The sequence below is a fragment of the Pseudomonas pichavaramensis genome, assembly GCF_050473265.1.
Classification (GTDB): domain Bacteria; phylum Pseudomonadota; class Gammaproteobacteria; order Pseudomonadales; family Pseudomonadaceae; genus Aquipseudomonas.
Map to the genome: position 1 here is coordinate 43,530 of NZ_JBJKFJ010000016.1, position 15,752 is coordinate 59,281.

A 15,752-nucleotide genomic window follows, 5' to 3' on the forward strand; every position below is an offset into this window, starting at 1 on the left:
CGCTTAGCAGGAACGCCCATGAGCCACCCCAATGCCGAATTGATCCAGCGCTTCTACACCGCCTTTCAGCACCTCGATGCCGAGACCATGGCCGGCTGCTATGCCGAAGACGTGCGTTTCGCCGACCCCGTCTTCACCGATCTCAGCGGTGCGCAGGCAGGGGATATGTGGCGCATGCTCTGCAGCCGTGCCGAGGCCTTCTCACTGACGTTCGATTCGGTAGACGCCTACGAGCATGCCGGCAGTGCAAGGTGGGTTGCCACCTATCGTTTCAGTGCAACCGGGCGCCAGGTGGTCAACCATATTCAGGCGCGTTTCGTATTTCGCGACGGGCTGATCGTCGAGCACCATGACCACTTCGACCTCTGGCGTTGGTCGCGCCAGGCGCTTGGCCTCAAGGGCGTGCTGCTGGGCTGGGCACCGCCGGTCCAGGCTGCCATCAGACGACAAGCGGCACGTGGTCTGACGCAGTTTCGCGCGTCGCACTAAGGCAGGCGAAGGAACGCAGTGGTAGGCTAATCGGTCTTAACCTTCAATAAAGAGTGCGCACGCGGTGTGCCGCACCTCCACTGCCCATCGAGATGCTGCCGTGACCGAACTGATCGTTGCCGTAAAACAGGCCAAAGCCTGGGGGGTGCATGCCGTCACTGCCAGTGGCGTGATACTTGCCTTGTTGGCCTTGCTTGCCGTCCTCGATGGCCAGCCCAAGCAATGCCTGTTATGGCTGGGCCTGGCACTGCTGGTCGATGGTCTGGACGGCTCGCTGGCACGACGATACGACGTCAAGGGCGTGCTGCCTCACTTCGACGGATCGACTCTGGATCTGGTGATCGATTACCTGACCTACGTGTTCATTCCGGCCATCTTCCTCTACCGCTTCATCCCGTTGCCCGAGTACACCCCGCTGTTCGCTGTCGGGCTGATTCTGCTGTCGTCGCTGTTCTGCTTCTGCAACCTGAACATGAAAAGCCAGGACAACTACTTCGTTGGTTTCCCGGCAGCCTGGAACGTGGCGGTCCTGTATTTCTACATTCTCGACATTCACCCTTGGGTCACGCTCGGCATGATCGTTCTGCTGGCCGGCTTGACCCTGACCAAGATGAAGTTCCTGCATCCGTTCCGGGTGCGTCAGTTCATGCCGCTGAACATCTTCGTGACTTTTGTCTGGATGCTCTCCAGCGCGCTGTTGATCCTGCAGTATCCGCGTAATTCGGAGTGGGTGCTGGGCTTGTGGTTCGTGGCTTCAGCCTATTTCGTCGGCATGTGCCTGTGGCGTTCGGCGCGTGAATGGTTCCCGCGTCGCGCATGAGTGCGGCGATGGACAAGGCCTGGTTCGTCTATCTGGTGCGCGCCGCCAACGGCGCACTGTATTGCGGCATCAGCGATGATCCGCAGCGGCGTTTTGCCCAGCACCAGGCCGGCAGAGGGGCACGTTTTTTTCATACCAGTCCGGCGCTGGCACTGACCTACGTCGAAGCCTGTGCCGGCAAGGGCGATGCCCTGCGTCGTGAGCGGGCGATCAAGCGTCTGAGCAAAAGCGCCAAAGAAGCGCTCATTCTGGCCGTTGATGGCATTGCATCACCCTGAGACGGTGGGCGTAACCAAGCGCCGCGGTTAAGCTGAGGCTTTCGACCTTGCCGCGGAGCGCGCCATGCACGAGCTGATCCTGCACCATTACCCGACCTCGCCGTTCGCCGAGAAGGCCCGCCTGATGCTGGGCTTCAAGCAACTGTCCTGGCGTTCGGTGACGATTCCGCCACTGATGCCCAAGCCCGATCTGACGGCGTTGACCGGCGGTTATCGCAAGACCCCGGTGCTGCAGGCCGGTGCCGATATCTATTGCGATACGGCACTGATCGCTCGTCGTCTGGAGGCCGAGAAGGCGACACCGACGCTGTTCCCCGAGGGGCAGGAATTCAATGTCAGCCTGCTTTCCCAGTGGGCCGACTCGGTGCTGTTCCAGCATGCAGTGGCTCTGGTGTTCCAGCCCGAATCCATGGCGCTGCGTTTTGCCAAGGTGCCGCCGGAGTTCGCCAAGGCTTTCGCCGCCGACCGCGGTGCGTTGTTCTCCGGTGGCACTGCCAGCCGGGTACCGCTGGAGCAGGCCAGGCACCAGTGGCCGGCCCTGATGGGGCTGTTGCAGCAGCAGTTGCAGCGCGAGCAGGGCGACTTTCTCTTCGGTGAGCCGTCGCATGCCGACTTTTCCGTGGCGCACTGCCTGTGGTTCCTGCGTGGCACGCCGGTCACTTCACCGCTGGTCGACGACTACCCGGAAGTGGCGGCGTGGCTCAGCCGTGTGCTCGGCTTCGGCCACGGTTCGCTGAGCGAGATGAGCAGTGAACAGGCCATTGCCATTGCCCGTGAGGCGAGCCCGGCGGCGCTGCCGAACGAGGCGTTCAGCGACCCGAACGGTTTCCAACCGGGTCAGGCGGTAAGCATTGCCGCCGTGGACTATGGCGTCGACCCGGTGGTGGGTGAGCTGATGTTCGCTGGCCGTGACGAGCTGATTCTGCGCCGGGAGGACGAGCGTGCAGGCATCGTCCATGTGCATTTCCCACGCCTGGGCTTCCGTATCGAAGCGCGCTGAGCCGAACGCTCGAATGCTTGCGCGGCCTGTTCAGTAGGCCGCGCGAATGGCACGCGCATCGAAACCGTGGATGATCTGCCCACGCATGTCGATTACCGGCACGCCGCGGCCACCGAGTGCCTGGTGGGCCGCGCGGCCGGCTGCGTCCTTCTCGATATCCACCTCGCGATAGGCGATGCCGTCCGCGGCGAACAGTTCGCGAGTCTTGGCGCAGTAGCCGCACCAACTGGTGGCGTAGAGCACGATCTCGCCACTGACGTTGCTGGCCTGGGGCGGGTCGATCCAGCGCTCGAGCTTGTCCCAGTGCTGGAACAGGGCCAGGGCGGCGAGAATCAGCAGGATCTTCTTCATCACGATACGTCCTTGTGCGTGTTGGCAGCTTGCAGTTGTGCCAGCGTAAAGGGTGCCGGGCGATCCGGCCACTGCAATTGCAGGCGCTCCAGCTCGCGTGCGAGCAGGCTGGCCACCAGCAGATCGCGCAGCCAGCGTTTGTGCGCGGGGATCACGTACCAGGGGGCATCGTCGTTGTCGCTGGCGCTGAGCAGCTCGCTCCAGCGGCGCTGACGCTCTTCGAACTGGCGATGCGCGCGCAGATCACTGGACTTGAGCTTCCAGCGTTTCTGCGGTTTCTCCAGGCGCTCGCGCAGTCTGCCGTACTGCTCGTTCTTGTCGATCTGAAGGTAGCACTTGAGCAGGTGGATGCCCTTGGCGGGCAACTGGCTTTCGAAGGTCAGCAGCTCCGCCAGGCGCGCAGGCAGTTCATCCTCGCCGCACAAGCCGTCCAGCGGGTCGCAGATCAGCGCTTCGTAGTGGCTGCGATTGAACACGCCGAGCATGCCCGGGGCGGGCAGCCGTTGCTGGTAGCGTTCGAGAAAGTGCGCCTGCCGCTCAGCTATGGTTGGCGCCTGGAAACTGTGAATGGCCAGCCCTTGCGGGTTGCAAGCGCTCAGTACTCGGCGAATCACCCCATCCTTGCCACTGCAGTCCGGGCCTTGCAGCACCAGTAGCAGGGCCTGGTGGCGGTTGGCCCAGAGACGTGTCTGCTGCTCCTGCAGCCAGGGTCTGAGCTGCGCCAGACGGGCCCTGGCTTCGCTCTTGTCGAGGCCCAGCGTGCGCCCCGGGTCGCCTGCCAGCGCCGCTTTGACCTGACAACGGCAGGTGTCCAGCAGCGCATCGTCCAGGCGCCCGTTCATTTCAATCCTGGCGGCGCTTGAGCTGATCCTTGAGCTGGGTCGGTAGCTGGCGAATGATCAGCATGTCGCGGCCCTCGTCGTATTCGACCTTGGAACCCAGCAGGTGCGCCTCGAAACTGATCGACAAGCCTTCGGCGCGGCCGGTGAAGCGCTGGAACTGGCTGAGGGTGCGTTTGTCCGCCGGAAATTCCGGAGCCATGCCGTAGTCCTTGTTGCGGATATGCTCGTAGAAGGCCTTGGGGCGGTCTTCATCGATCAGCCCGGAGAGCTCTTCCAGGGTGATCGGCTCGCCCATCTTGGCCTGGCCACTGGCGTAGCCCACCAGTGCCTTGGTTTTCTCGCGGGCCTGCTCTTCGGGCAGGTCCTCGCTTTCCACATAATCGCTGAAGGCCTTGAGCAGGGTGCGGGTTTCACCTGGGCCGTCGACACCTTCCTGGCAGCCGATGAAATCGCGGAAATAGTCCGAGACCTTCTTGCCGTTCTTGCCCTTGATGAAGGAGATGTACTGCTTGGACTGCTTGTTGTTCTGCCACTCGCTGATGTTGATGCGCGCGGCCAGGTGCAGCTGGCCGAGATCCAGGTGCTTGGCCGGGGTCACGTCCAGCGCGTCGGTCACCGCCACGCCTTCGCTGTGGTGCAGCAGGGCGATGGCCAGGTAGTCGGTCATGCCTTGCTGGTAGTGGGCGAACAGCACATGGCCGCCGGTGGACAGGTTGGATTCCTCCATCAGCTTCTGCAACTGCTCCACGGCCTGGCGACTGAAGGCGGTGAAGTCCTGTTCGCCCTCGAGGTAGGCCTTGAGCCAGCCGCTGAACGGGTAAGCGCCGGACTCCTCGTGGAACAGCCCCCAGGCCTTGCCCTGCTTGGCGTTGTAGCTTTCGTTGAGGTCGGCCAGGAGGTTCTCCATGGCTTGCGACGTGGCCAGCTCGCTGTCGCGGGCATGCAGTACGGCGGGACTGCCGTCAGGCTTCTTGTCGATCAGGTGGACGATGCAGTGACGGATCGGCATGGCGGTCTCGATGGGCAAATGAAACAGGGGCGCAGTTTACCCGAAGCAGGTGATGGATTCTGGTGTGGATGCATCGGTCACATGCAGTCAGGTCGCGGCTAAAGCCCCTCCCACAGGTATCAGAAACGTCCGTGGGAGGGGCTTTAGCCGCGATCGCTTTTCTAGTGTCGGCGCCGCTGCAGGGTCTTCAGACGCTCGATCACGTAGCGTACGTGCAGGTGTAGTTCGTACAGCTGGTTGGAGTAGGAAAGCGGCACTTCTACCGCCGCCAGTTCGTCCTCCAGATGCTCCAGGCGGGCGATTTCGCTATCGAGTTCGTCGGGCAGGGAGCCGGAATGAAGCTTGCGGTCGATCTCGCGCAGGTACTTGTACCAGCGGTAGATGCGCGCGCGGATGCGCCATTGGTAGATCGGTCCGACGGCCTTGAACAGCGGGATCATCACCACGATCAACGGAATCAGCAGGATGATGTAGCGGTCGGCCAGCGAGGCGATACGAAACGGCAGGTAGCGCTGTAGGATCGGCAGCCCCTTGGCGTAGTAATGCTCGGCATCCTTGTGCAGCTCGAAAGTACGCGGCTCGGCGCTGGGGAAGGTGCCGGCGGCATCGAGCAGGGTGCCGTTCTTCATCACCTCGCGGCTGGCTTCGAGGAACAGCGGCACCAGGCCGGGATTGAAGTCGTCGTTGACCACCAGCGTGGCCACAGGCGACAGGGTAACGATGTCGCGATCCGGCGCATTGCTGGCCAGGTCGAGCAGGCCTTCGCCGACCTTCACCTGGTTGAAGAACGGCAGGCGCGCCTCGTAGGCCGGAGCCCGGCGAAAGTGCGCCAGGGCAATATCGGGGTTGGCTGCCAATTGTTGTACCAGAGCATTTTCTGCCGGGCCGACGAAAAAGGCCGCGTCCAGCTCGGCGGCCATCAGCGCGCGTGCCGCCTTGCCGCCGCCGATGCTTTGCCAGGTGTCGGGATATTGCTCAGGCCCGATGGCGTTAGCGCCGAGAATGGCGTCGCTGGCCGCGCGGGTACCACTGCCGTCACCGCCCAGGCCGAGGCGCAGCGGCAGCAGGTCGGCAATGCGGTCCAGATTGACTTCGCGGCGGTAGAACAGCCACAGAGGCTCCTGGTAGATCGCGCCCAGGCTTTGCAATTGCGACTGCTCGTCGGCTGACAGCTGACGCTCCAGACCGCTTTGCACCAGGCCGATCTGCACCTCCGGGTCTTCGGCCTGCAGGCGCTGCAGGTTGTCTCGCGAGCCTGACGTCGCTACCAGATTGAGCTCGAAACCTTCCTTGGCCAGTTCTTCCTTGAGGCGTTCGGCGAACTGTTGGTAAGCGCCACCTTGGGTGCCGGTTGCCATGCTGGCGCTCATCGGCGGTGGCGGGGCGACGAACTGGAACAGCGCCCAGACCAGCCCGGCCACCACAGGGACTATCCACAGGTTGGCCAGGATCATGATTTTCAGGTCGTTGAGTACGCGGCGCATGTGGCTTCCTTTCGGCAAATTCAGCTTAAGGATAGAACCCCATGCGCCCCGAGGTCACCTGCAGGATGGCGCAGGGTGGACGACGCTTCACCCGTCCACCGACAGGGCCATGCGCAATGCTGGATGAAAAGAGCGTCATCCCCCCTACGCCAGGGCCTTTTGCCGTTCGCGCAGGTGGCTAAGCAGCAGTAACGCGGCGAACAACACCACGGCATACAGCGCATCGCTGCCGAGCATCGCCAGCACGCCAGCGCAAAGCAGCGTGCTGAGCCCGGCCAGCAGCCGCCAGATACCGCGCAGCAATATCCAGCCTGCCGCCATGCTGAGCAGGTAGATCAACACGAAGTTGCCGTTGGCGTAGCGAATCAGGTCATCCACCGACAGTTGCAGAACGGCCGAGAGCAAGGCGCACAGCGCGCAACTGATCACCACCAGCAGCAAGGCTCTGCCCGGTACGCCATGGCCGTTACGTACGGCCAGCCTTGCGGGCAGACGGCCCTCATCCGCCAGGCTCCAGATCAGGCGGGCGAACCCTTGTATGTACACGTTCATCGAGGCGAAGCAGGCCAGATAGCCAAGCACTGCCGCCAGTATGCGGGCGCGTTCCCCCAGCAGTTGTTCGAACAGGCGGGGCAGGGCAGTGGTGTCGCTGTGCACGTCACCGTAGGTGGCGAAACTCAGTATCGCCACCGAACAGGCCCAGTACACCAGACCGGCCAGCAGTACGCCGAGCAGCAGTGCCAGGGGAAAGTCCCGCTCCGGGCGTTTGAACTCCTCGCCCAGATGAGTGAAGGCCTCGATGCCGACGAAGCACCAGAACATCACCGCCAGCGCCGTTGGCAACAGATGCCACTGGCCATCCATTCCCGGCAGTAGCGGCTGGCTGGTGTGTGGCAACTCACCTACCCACCAGATCAGCGCCACGCTGGCGATGATCGCGATGGCGATCATGCCTTGCAGCAGGCCCGATGCTTTCGGCGGGCGTTGGCCCAGCAGCAGAATGGCGCCCAGGGTCGCCAGTTCGATGATCAGCAGGCCGGCGCGATCCAGGTCGAACACGGCCAGCCAGAAACCACTGGCGATATGCAGCGCGGCAGGCAATCCAACGGGCAGCACGGCGAGAAACAGCAAGGCGCTGACGCTTTCCATGCGCAGGCCAAAGGCGCGGCCGATCAGATGCGGTGCCCCGCCCGCGTGGGGAAAGCGTTTGCCCAGTTGGGCGAAGGTGAAGGCCACTGGCAGCACCAGAGCGATCAGAATCAGCCAGGCCCACAGCGATGCCTCGCCGGCCGCCGTAGCCGCCAGTGCCGGTACCACGAAAATGCCGGTGCCGAGCAGCGATGTGCTGAGCAGGGCGATGCCCTGTAGCAGGCCCAATTCCTTGTTCAGTCGACTCATGGGGTATGCTCACGCCTTTGCAGATCCCGCTATGGTAGGGCGTCGCCTGATTAAAGGCTGCCGCCTTTCACCGACGAAATGGCGGTTCTTCCCGTCAACCTGATTGCCGCTCGAGAAACACCCGTGGACAAGTTCGATCGCCAGATCCTCGCTCTGCTGCGCAGCGACGCGCGCACCTCCGTCAGCCAGATCGCCCGTGAGGTGAATCTTTCTCGCTCGGCTGTCAGCGAGCGCATTCGCCACCTGGAACAGAGCGGTGTCATCCGCGGCTATCACGCCCAAGTTGCGGTACCGGGTGAGGGCGGGGTGAAAGCCTTCCTCGAACTCTTCTACCAGAACGCCCGTTGCCAGGATTACGTCGAGCGTATGCGCGAGTACCCGGAAATCCGCCATTGCAGTGGCATCAGTGGCGAGACCGATATGCTGGTACTGGTCGAGGCGCCGAGCATGGCGCGTTTGAGTGAAGTGCGCGCAGCCATTGAGGCTTTCCCGCAGATGCAGCGGGTCAAAACCCATATCGTCGTTCAGGACTGGCCGCTATGAGCCTGCGCATCCTGCATACCTCCGACTGGCACCTGGGCCAGCACTTCATGGGCAAGACCCGCCAGGCCGAGCACCAGGCGTTCTGCGCCTGGCTGCTGGAGCAGGTACGTGAACAGAGCGTGGATGTGCTGCTGATCGCCGGCGATGTATTCGACACCGGTGCGCCGCCCAGTTACGCCCGTGAGCAGTATTACCGCCTGGTAGTGGAGCTGCGCGATGCTGGCTGCGACCTGGTGGTTCTGGGGGGCAATCACGATTCACCGGCCATGCTCGGCGAAAGTCGCAGCCTGCTGGCGCAGTTGGGCACTCAAGTGGTGCCGGGCGTGGGCCTCGACCTGGCCGAACAGGTGCTGGTGCTTAAAGATCGCAGCGGCCAGCCGGGCGCCATCCTCTGCGCCATCCCCTTCATTCGCCCGCGCGATGTGCTCGCCAGCCAGGCCGGACAGAGCGCGCAGGCCAAACAGCAATCACTGCAACAAGCCATTGCCGAGCATTACCAGGCTCTGTACGAGCTGGCGCTGAGCATGTGCGAGGAACTGGGGCTGGCGCTGCCAATCATTGCCACTGGCCACCTCACCACGGTGGGCGCGAGCGCCAGTGAGTCCGTGCGGGAAATCTACGTCGGCAGTCTTGAAGCGTTTCCGACCAGTGCATTTCCGCCGGTGGATTATATCGCCCTTGGCCATATTCACCGGCCTCAGAAAGTCGCTGGCCTGGAGCATATCCGCTACAGCGGCTCGCCTATCGCGTTGTCGTTCGACGAAGCGCGACAGCAGAAGGAAGTGCTGCTGCTGCAATTCGACGATGTTGCCTTGCAGTCGATCACGCCGTTGCCCGTACCAGTGTTCCAGCCCATGGCCAGCCTGCGTGGCTCGCTCAAGGAGCTGTCCGCGGCCATTGCCGAACAGGCCGCGCAAGGCAGCGCCGAACGGCCGGTATGGTTGGAAGTGCAAGTGAGCACTGACGATTACCTCAGCGACCTGCAAAGCCGCATCAATGCGCTGTGCGAAGGCCTGCCGGTGGAGGTGTTGCGCATTCGCCGCGAGCGCGGCAACGCCAGCGCCAGCCTGCTTGGCGAAGCACGGGAAACATTGGATGAACTGAGCGTGGATGACGTGTTCACACGGCGCCTGCAGCAGGAAACGCTGGGCGACGAGGATGCTCAGCGCTTGCGGGGCCTATATCGACAAGTTGTTGAAGCCTTGTCCGACGTCTAGCGGCAGCGCTGGCAATGCATCACCACCCCGCGAAGCCCTGGCCGAGCAGATGGCTGTAGAGCCGCGTGGTGGGCAGCAGCGTCGTGCGGTCCTTCGCGCCTTTACCGTAATGACGGCTGGCCCAGGCGTGCAGTCAGGCTGGCGGCTTCATCATGCGTCAGCACGCAAGGCAGGCGCGCCGAACGCTTGGTCCGTGGCCGCATGGCATAAAGAAATACCAGCGCGTTGAGCGCCAGGCTTTGAGTGGCAGCCGCCACCTTGCGTCCGACGGCAAGCCCGTTCAGAAAGGTCTTCACTTCCGCCGTGCCCAGTTCCAGCAGGTGACGCAACTGATGAAACGGATGAAGCCGCGAATCCAGTTGCTCTGTGCTAATGCTGTGCATGACGGCCCGGACCGGTTCACCTAGGCGGGGCATTGGTGGGGGAGGTATCCATGCTGCCTCCTTGCCTAGTTATCCATGCAGTGGTGATGGATGGGCAGAAAGAGGACGTCAAGCGAATACGCATGCTGGCGGCGCCTAACCAGCAAGTGCTTGATTTTGCTAGGGCAGAGGCAGAATGTGATGGTGTAGGGAGCGGCGTTAGACCGCCATCTCTACTATTGGGTTAGTGAAGAACTCCATCGGGCCACTGTTATAGGTATTGGTCTACATCTATGTGCAACGCAATTAAAAAATATGCGCCAATCATTTTCATTGGTGCAGCTATTGCATTGGCTTTAAATTATTATTCGTACCAGGCGATCATCCTGATCAACCAAGCGCAAATCGGCCGAATTCCATCGGAACTGTTTTTGGAAATGATCGCCGCAGTTTCAGTGCACGCAATTGCGCTTTCAGCAGTGCCCTTGATTTTATCTGCAAAGAACAGAGTGCTCACAAGCTACGCAGCGCTGATCATTCTGAGCGCATTTTATATAACGTATATGAGCGGGGTGAATGTGGTGGGGCCAGTAATCGCTATTGCAGTCTTCTCTTGCCTGGCTTTTTATGGGGGCGCAAAAGCCAAAGGAATCTACAATCTTTACCGTGGCAAATAGAACGCACGGCGAAACACCATGACCATTCAAGTCGTTCGCGCAGCTCGCTGGGACATCCAGTACTACGCGCCTTATTGCGCATGGCCTCACCATTGTCGGGCAAACAGCGCTACGCACCGGCCGCCCTTGATACGGCGTTAGAGCTAGAGATATGGAAACTGTTATCGACCTTTACAACGCAGTCCGAGAACGATTTCCAGATATCTGTGAGGCCGCTGACAGCGTTCACGCAAAAACGTGGGGGGAAACCTCTTCAGCGTCTGCTTATTCTTGGTTCGAAAGCCTCGCGAATGCGTTAAACAACCGCATGAACAAAGGCCTCAACGCTAGCGGCTATATGAAGGTGTTCTCGTTTCTCAGTCAGGCCGTGCAAACCTGCGGTCCAGAAATCAGAAACTGCATTGATGTCGCGTTTGTCGAAAACCTATTTTGGAAAGTGCCTGGTGACAAAGCAGAACCATATTGGGAAAAACTGCCTGCATCGCTCAAAGAGCTATACGTGGGCTTTCACAATCGCGAGCCGCTTTGATGACTGGTCAAAGTGGCTTGTTTCGTACGCGCGTGCCTGGCCAGGCCGGCCCCATGACCAAACGTTATATTTCAAAGGTGAGATGTGAAATTACCTAACTACGAAGAGGATCATTACATCTTGGCTGACGGCGAAGGTATGCATGAGGAGTATCCCGAAACATTTTGGATTCCTGAGAAATCAGCCCGCGAGTCGTTGCAGGCAGGCGATTTGGTTAAGCTGGTTTTTAGCATGGAAGAAACGCCAGGGTCAGAGGCAACTTCCGTCGAGAGAATGTGGGTTGAGGTTACTCGGGTTTTTGAAGACTACTATGCGGGAAGGCTAGATAATGAGCCCTATAGCAGCGAGTGCGTAAAATGTGGGCAAACCGTATTGTTTCAGCCTCGCCATGTGATTGATATCTACCAGGATGGCACTTGACCCGTAGCCTCGCGCTGAGCCTTTTCCGCCGCTTCGCGGCCCCAGACCGGTGCGTGTCCGGGTGATATACGGAAAGACAAATGGCCGGCATCGACATATTCCCTCCGCTTACCCCAGAGCTAAATGTACGCTGCTTAAAGACATCACTGCAGTTCTACACAGAGTTACTCGGCTTCGCGGTTTGCTTTGAGCGCCCTGAGGATGGCTTTGCGACTATCTCTCTCGATGGCGCCGTCTTCATGCTTGAGCAAATAGAGGAATTGGCTCCGCAGGGTGATCCGTGGGTCACGGCAGCGCTGGACTATCCCTTCGGGCGCGGTATGAATTTTCAAATAACCGTCACAAATCTGGATGAGATATACCGTCGCTTGGAGGAAGTGAAGTACCCAATTCGATTACCTTTAGAGCAGACGTCATATCGAGTTGGTGAGGCGTTCCTGAGCGTCAGGCAGTTCATGATCATGGATCCAGATGGTTATTTACTCAGGTTCAGTACGCGTTGCCAGCACAGTAGCTAGGTAGAAATTGGGCAATAACTGAGAGTAGGAGCAAGGACGTTTCTGTTGGTGAAGGGGGCCGTACCGGCTAATGCCTGTCAGTTAAGCCTCATTGCGCCGAACTTGTAGGAGCGGCGCCCCGCCGCGAACCACGTACCACGCGTGCTCGAAGCGCTTCGCCCCGGGGCGGGCTCCTACGAAATCCCATCTGATCAGCATTAGGCCGTACCGGCCGCTGAAGAGCTCGCTCGACAGGGCAAGCATTCAATCCGCTGCGAAGGTGATTTTTTGATGTTGGTGCGCTGGTACTGACTGAATCAGCGTCTGTTTTTGGCGCGGCTGTGGCCGTGGTTCAGGTGTCTGGCGCGTTATGTGGGCGCTTCGGGGAATGCTGGGTGGAGAGGGGGAGTCATGGCGTTTGATCTGTATCAGGGGAGTGAAAGGGCCTTTATCGCCCCGCATGAGGAAGGCTTTTTCACCTTGGTCAACGAGTGCGACCGTTATCCCGTCCTGGCATGGTTGCTGTCGCAGTGGTACGACTCGCCCCGTATTTCCCCCGAGCAGGCCAACAGTATCGTTCATGAGTTCATCGCCTTGCGCGAGGCATTGATGGCGAGCGCATTGAGTGGTGAGGTGCGGGTAATCGACAGGGTTTTGCCATTTTTCAGCCGGGCCTATGTGTCGGGTAAAGAGGTCCGCTGTGTCAGTGACTAGCCGTAGGTTGCCAGCAAATTGGGTGAGTGAATGACAGGCTTGTACGAATGGAATCCGATGCCACATCAGGTGGACGTTAAGTGCCCTGGCTGTGGCGGGCATGCTGCGTTCGAGTTTGCCGAGGTAGTGCGTATCGGGAAGAAGGACGATGTACCGTTCTTTCAGGATTCCGACCAGTTCGAGTACCGGCAGTTTCAGGATTCCTGTGGTCACTACTGGCACGCGGCGCTCTATTTTGCTGGGCTGCATGGCTCGCCTGAGCGGGCGCTGAGTGAGTTGCCGGAGGGCTATCAGGCCAGCGACTGGCAGCACTCGCGGTTCTACAGTCGCAGCCACGGGCTTGACCTCGGCTCGGTGTCCTGTGGTCACTGCGCGCGGCGCGCTGTTCATCAGTTGCGTTGGCCGCAGGATGCGCACTATGTCGTTGCCTATAAGGGCAAGGAACTCTGGGCTTTCAATCGCGATTCGGCACTGGAGCTGCGCGATTACCTGGCCAGTGGCAGTCGTGATCTTGCCCGCTATCGCTGGCGCGCTTTCCTGCTGCACGTACCTTCGCTATTCAAGTCGCGCAAGGCGCGTGGCGAGTTGTGCAAAAGGTTCGACCGGCTGTTGCGGGTGCGCTGATGCCGATGAAGGGCGTATGAATTGGCCAAACGATGCTGATGGTGGCGTACTGAGGTGGCTACGGGCCGACGGCTTCGACTTTTCCAGGTCCTGTGTGATCGACTGCAACGTCGACTTCGAGCAGTGGACGCGCTTGAGCGGCTTGAGCGGAGTTATGGGCACTTCCAGATCTATCCAGCGGAAGTCGGCGATGCCGGTTATGTGTCGTTTCAGGTGGTGGCGCCTCTGAGTTATGACGGTGTAATTGCCGTGCAGCGCCAGGCTGCTGCGCTTGTTCAGGCCTTTATCGTGGGGCATGTGGTGCGATTAGTGCTGGAGCGAATGTCGAGGATCGGGAGCAGGCCATGACACAAGTGTTGAATCGTTTTGTCGCGCAGTTCGTCGAGCGCGAGCGGCAGGCGCGTTATCTGGCTCTGCTTGGCAGCGCCAAGCGTCGTGATGACGGCCTGTGGGATTTGCTGCACGACGGTCGACACCTCGACAGGCGCAAGTTCTCCCGTGTGCCTGCGGACGAGTTGTCATCGGTGGCTGCGCGTCTGCGGGCTTTGGGCGTTCGCGGCATGGGCTATGTGTTGGCCTGGAACGATGAGCATGATGGTGGTTCGGTCGAACTGGATCAGGCGCTGAGCCTGTTCCTTGGTCAGGCACGGGACGTGGTGATCTACTTTCCCGAGGCCAATGCCGGCTATTACGAGAACCATGAGGGAGAGGTCCATATCTTCTGCGCCCGGTCTTGAGCGCAGGGCAATGTCGCGTGTAGCACCGCCTACGTCTCATATACCGTATAGCCACTCACCGACAGCGTGCTGACGACGGGCAATCCGCCGAATGGTAGCAATAGTCGCGGAGGTCGGATTAAGCCGTCCTATGTAATGCCTTGCTGGCGTTATATGCTGTGGATGATGGCTATTTGATAGGAGTCCGGTGTGGCGCTTTTCACGACATTGGCTCAATTGCTGGATCCACTGCACGGCATGCCGAAGGCGACCCGACTCGCGTTCGATGACTGGTACCGACAGGCCAAGCTGCCGCAGATCCGTTATATGGCCTTTCTGACCACGGTGCTGTATCTGATCTACGCGGCCATCGAAGTGGTCGTCGAAGCGGATCAGAGCCTGGCCCGTTTGTTCGTGCATGGCATCGTGGTTCCTCTGGCACTGTTGATGATCGGCCTGTCGAGCTATCGGGCAGAGCGTCACCGGCTGATGCTGGGGCTGCTGTCCACCGCACCGGTTGGCGCGGTCGTGGCCAATCTCTATTTCAACTTCGGTACGCCGCAATTTGCCTACTACGCGCCGGAGATCTACCTGAACCTCACGTGGACCTTCGCCATATCCGGGTTGACGCTGCGTCAGGCGCTGTGCACGGCTGGCGCGTCGGTGAGCATTCTCCTCGCTGTCACGCTCGCGGATAGCCTCGAACCGGGTGTGCAGCGACTGCACCTGCTGTGGATTCTGGCATCGCTGTCGTTCGGTCTGCTCAGTGCCTTTCTTCTGGAGAAAGCCCACAAACGCATGTATCTGCATCAGAGCAGCCTGGCGTTGAGCGCCAAGCTCGATGGGCTCACCGGTTTGTGGAATCGCACCTGCACCGAGCGCTTTCTCGAGGAAGAGGTGGCACGTGCCAATCGCTATGGTTCGCCGTTTTCCGTGGTGTTGATCGATATCGACCATTTCAAGGACGTCAACGATACCCATGGGCATGCCGTGGGCGACACGGTGCTGCGCCAGTTCGCCACGCTGCTGCGTGAGGGTGTGCGGATCGTGGACAGAGTCGGACGGCTGGGCGGCGAGGAGTTTTTGATCGCGCTGCCGGAAACCGACGCCGCGCACGCTGAGCGAGCCATGCAGGTCCTGCGTGAGCGCATCAATGCGTTCGCCTTCGAGCGGGTGCTACACAAGAGTGCCAGCTTCGGCGTCACTGAATATCGGCCCGGTGAAAGCCTGGACAGTCTGTTGGAGCGTGCGGATCAGGCGATGTACCGGGCCAAGGCCAACGGTCGTGACCGTATCGAGATACTCTGAGCGTGTGCGAACCGGCCTCATGCCGGTTGGTCCAATCGCCGACGATCTTTATTCAGGAGCTCCCCATGCGACGGCACCACTTGTTCTTTGCGGCTGCACTGGCCGCGCTGGCTTTGACGGGTTGCGCGACATCCTCCAGTGAGCAGGACGCCAGGGTCACCGAGCAATGGCTGGGGCGCTGGAATGGGCCGGAGGGTACCTACCTGGACATCAGTGGAACGCCTGCCGATTACCGCCTGACCATCGCCAACCTCGATGGCCCACGGCGTTTCGTTGGGCGTGCGCAGGGGGCGAAGATCGTCTTCGTCCGCGATGGCGTGGTGGAGAGCATCAGCGCCACCGACGGCGAGACCACTGGCATGAAGTGGCTGCTGGACAAGCACGATTGCCTGACCGTGCGCACTGGCGAGGGCTACTGCCGCGATTGAGCCTGCAAGGTGAGGCTCGACAATGCCAGAATGGCCGCCTTCAACG

General features: G+C 60.6%; 21 protein-coding genes. 15 read left to right on the forward strand and 6 right to left on the reverse strand.

Annotated elements, in window-relative coordinates; genetic code table 11:
• Nucleotides 1-18 precede the first annotated feature (18 nt).
• The 4 genes from ACJRW5_RS21870 to ACJRW5_RS21885 all read left to right on the forward strand — a co-directional run bounded on the left by ACJRW5_RS21870 (nt 19) and on the right by ACJRW5_RS21885 (nt 2,587).
• On the forward strand, nt 19-489 hold the full coding sequence (locus tag ACJRW5_RS21870; RefSeq protein ID WP_484572597.1) for a nuclear transport factor 2 family protein: 471 nt from the start codon (nt 19-21) through the stop codon (nt 487-489).
• Between the two features lie 100 nt (nt 490-589).
• Nucleotides 590-1,309 (forward strand): phosphatidylcholine synthase, encoded by a 720-nt coding sequence (gene pcsA / locus ACJRW5_RS21875; RefSeq protein ID WP_484572598.1) that lies wholly within the window; start codon nt 590-592, stop codon nt 1,307-1,309.
• Nucleotides 1,306-1,587, forward strand: coding sequence for a GIY-YIG nuclease family protein (locus ACJRW5_RS21880; RefSeq protein ID WP_484572599.1), 282 nt, complete (start codon nt 1,306-1,308; stop codon nt 1,585-1,587). The genes pcsA and ACJRW5_RS21880 overlap by 4 nt, the downstream gene beginning before the upstream one ends.
• A gap of 64 nt (nt 1,588-1,651) precedes the next feature.
• Nucleotides 1,652-2,587 carry a glutathione S-transferase family protein gene (locus ACJRW5_RS21885; RefSeq protein WP_484572600.1) on the forward strand — a complete coding sequence of 312 codons (936 nt, stop codon included), beginning with the start codon at nt 1,652-1,654 and terminating at the stop codon, nt 2,585-2,587.
• Between the two features lie 30 nt (nt 2,588-2,617).
• On the opposite strand, the gene ACJRW5_RS21890 is transcribed toward ACJRW5_RS21885, so the two are convergent.
• The 5 genes from ACJRW5_RS21890 to yjeH all read right to left on the reverse strand — a co-directional run bounded on the left by ACJRW5_RS21890 (nt 2,618) and on the right by yjeH (nt 7,671).
• Nucleotides 2,618-2,938: a glutaredoxin family protein gene (locus tag ACJRW5_RS21890; RefSeq protein ID WP_484572601.1), complete on the reverse strand. Its 321-nt coding sequence runs from the start codon at nt 2,936-2,938 to the stop codon at nt 2,618-2,620.
• A complete protein-coding gene (locus ACJRW5_RS21895; RefSeq protein ID WP_484572602.1) occupies nt 2,938-3,780 on the reverse strand; it encodes a polyphosphate kinase 2 family protein in 843 nt (280 codons plus the stop codon). Before ACJRW5_RS21895 ends, ACJRW5_RS21890 begins: the two co-directional genes overlap by 1 nt.
• Nucleotide 3,781: 1 nt before the next feature.
• On the reverse strand, nt 3,782-4,789 hold the full coding sequence (gene yejK, locus ACJRW5_RS21900; protein WP_484572603.1) for a nucleoid-associated protein YejK: 1,008 nt from the start codon (nt 4,787-4,789) through the stop codon (nt 3,782-3,784).
• 161 nt (nt 4,790-4,950) lie between these two features.
• A complete protein-coding gene (locus ACJRW5_RS21905; RefSeq protein WP_484572604.1) occupies nt 4,951-6,273 on the reverse strand; it encodes a TAXI family TRAP transporter solute-binding subunit in 1,323 nt (440 codons plus the stop codon).
• A 144-nt stretch (nt 6,274-6,417) separates the two neighbouring features.
• Nucleotides 6,418-7,671: an L-methionine/branched-chain amino acid transporter gene (gene yjeH / locus ACJRW5_RS21910; protein WP_484572605.1), complete on the reverse strand. Its 1,254-nt coding sequence runs from the start codon at nt 7,669-7,671 to the stop codon at nt 6,418-6,420.
• A 123-nt stretch (nt 7,672-7,794) separates the two neighbouring features.
• On the opposite strand from yjeH, the gene ACJRW5_RS21915 reads away from it, so the two are divergent.
• Nucleotides 7,795-8,214 carry an Lrp/AsnC family transcriptional regulator gene (locus ACJRW5_RS21915; RefSeq protein ID WP_484572606.1) on the forward strand — a complete coding sequence of 140 codons (420 nt, stop codon included), beginning with the start codon at nt 7,795-7,797 and terminating at the stop codon, nt 8,212-8,214.
• Nucleotides 8,211-9,431, forward strand: coding sequence for an exonuclease subunit SbcD (sbcD, locus tag ACJRW5_RS21920; RefSeq protein ID WP_484572607.1), 1,221 nt, complete (start codon nt 8,211-8,213; stop codon nt 9,429-9,431). Before ACJRW5_RS21915 ends, sbcD begins: the two co-directional genes overlap by 4 nt.
• A 101-nt stretch (nt 9,432-9,532) precedes the next feature.
• Here the strand turns inward: sbcD and ACJRW5_RS21925 are convergent, their stop codons facing one another.
• On the reverse strand, nt 9,533-9,814 hold the full coding sequence (locus ACJRW5_RS21925) for a phage integrase N-terminal SAM-like domain-containing protein (protein ID WP_484572608.1): 282 nt from the start codon (nt 9,812-9,814) through the stop codon (nt 9,533-9,535).
• 272 nt (nt 9,815-10,086) lie between these two features.
• Between ACJRW5_RS21925 and ACJRW5_RS21930 the strand changes: the two genes are divergently transcribed.
• From ACJRW5_RS21930 to ACJRW5_RS21970, 9 genes are all read left to right on the forward strand, one after another.
• Nucleotides 10,087-10,470 (forward strand): hypothetical protein, encoded by a 384-nt coding sequence (locus ACJRW5_RS21930; protein ID WP_484572609.1) that lies wholly within the window; start codon nt 10,087-10,089, stop codon nt 10,468-10,470.
• A gap of 151 nt (nt 10,471-10,621) precedes the next feature.
• Nucleotides 10,622-10,999: a DUF7674 family protein gene (locus ACJRW5_RS21935; protein ID WP_484572610.1), complete on the forward strand. Its 378-nt coding sequence runs from the start codon at nt 10,622-10,624 to the stop codon at nt 10,997-10,999.
• Between the two features lie 84 nt (nt 11,000-11,083).
• A complete protein-coding gene (locus ACJRW5_RS21940) occupies nt 11,084-11,419 on the forward strand; it encodes a DUF2314 domain-containing protein (RefSeq protein ID WP_484572611.1) in 336 nt (111 codons plus the stop codon).
• Nucleotides 11,420-11,499: 80 nt separating this feature from the next.
• Complete coding sequence (locus tag ACJRW5_RS21945; protein WP_484572612.1) at nt 11,500-11,937, forward strand: bleomycin resistance protein; 438 nt, start codon at nt 11,500-11,502, stop codon at nt 11,935-11,937.
• Nucleotides 11,938-12,327: 390 nt separating this feature from the next.
• Complete coding sequence (locus tag ACJRW5_RS21950) at nt 12,328-12,630, forward strand: hypothetical protein (protein WP_484572613.1); 303 nt, start codon at nt 12,328-12,330, stop codon at nt 12,628-12,630.
• A 57-nt stretch (nt 12,631-12,687) separates the two neighbouring features.
• Nucleotides 12,688-13,254, forward strand: coding sequence for a hypothetical protein (locus tag ACJRW5_RS21955; protein ID WP_484572614.1), 567 nt, complete (start codon nt 12,688-12,690; stop codon nt 13,252-13,254).
• A gap of 344 nt (nt 13,255-13,598) precedes the next feature.
• A complete protein-coding gene (locus ACJRW5_RS21960) occupies nt 13,599-13,991 on the forward strand; it encodes a hypothetical protein (RefSeq protein WP_484572615.1) in 393 nt (130 codons plus the stop codon).
• Nucleotides 13,992-14,180: 189 nt separating this feature from the next.
• Nucleotides 14,181-15,278 (forward strand): GGDEF domain-containing protein, encoded by a 1,098-nt coding sequence (locus tag ACJRW5_RS21965; protein WP_484572616.1) that lies wholly within the window; start codon nt 14,181-14,183, stop codon nt 15,276-15,278.
• A 65-nt stretch (nt 15,279-15,343) separates the two neighbouring features.
• Complete coding sequence (locus ACJRW5_RS21970; RefSeq protein WP_484572617.1) at nt 15,344-15,706, forward strand: hypothetical protein; 363 nt, start codon at nt 15,344-15,346, stop codon at nt 15,704-15,706.
• Nucleotides 15,707-15,752 lie beyond the last annotated feature (46 nt).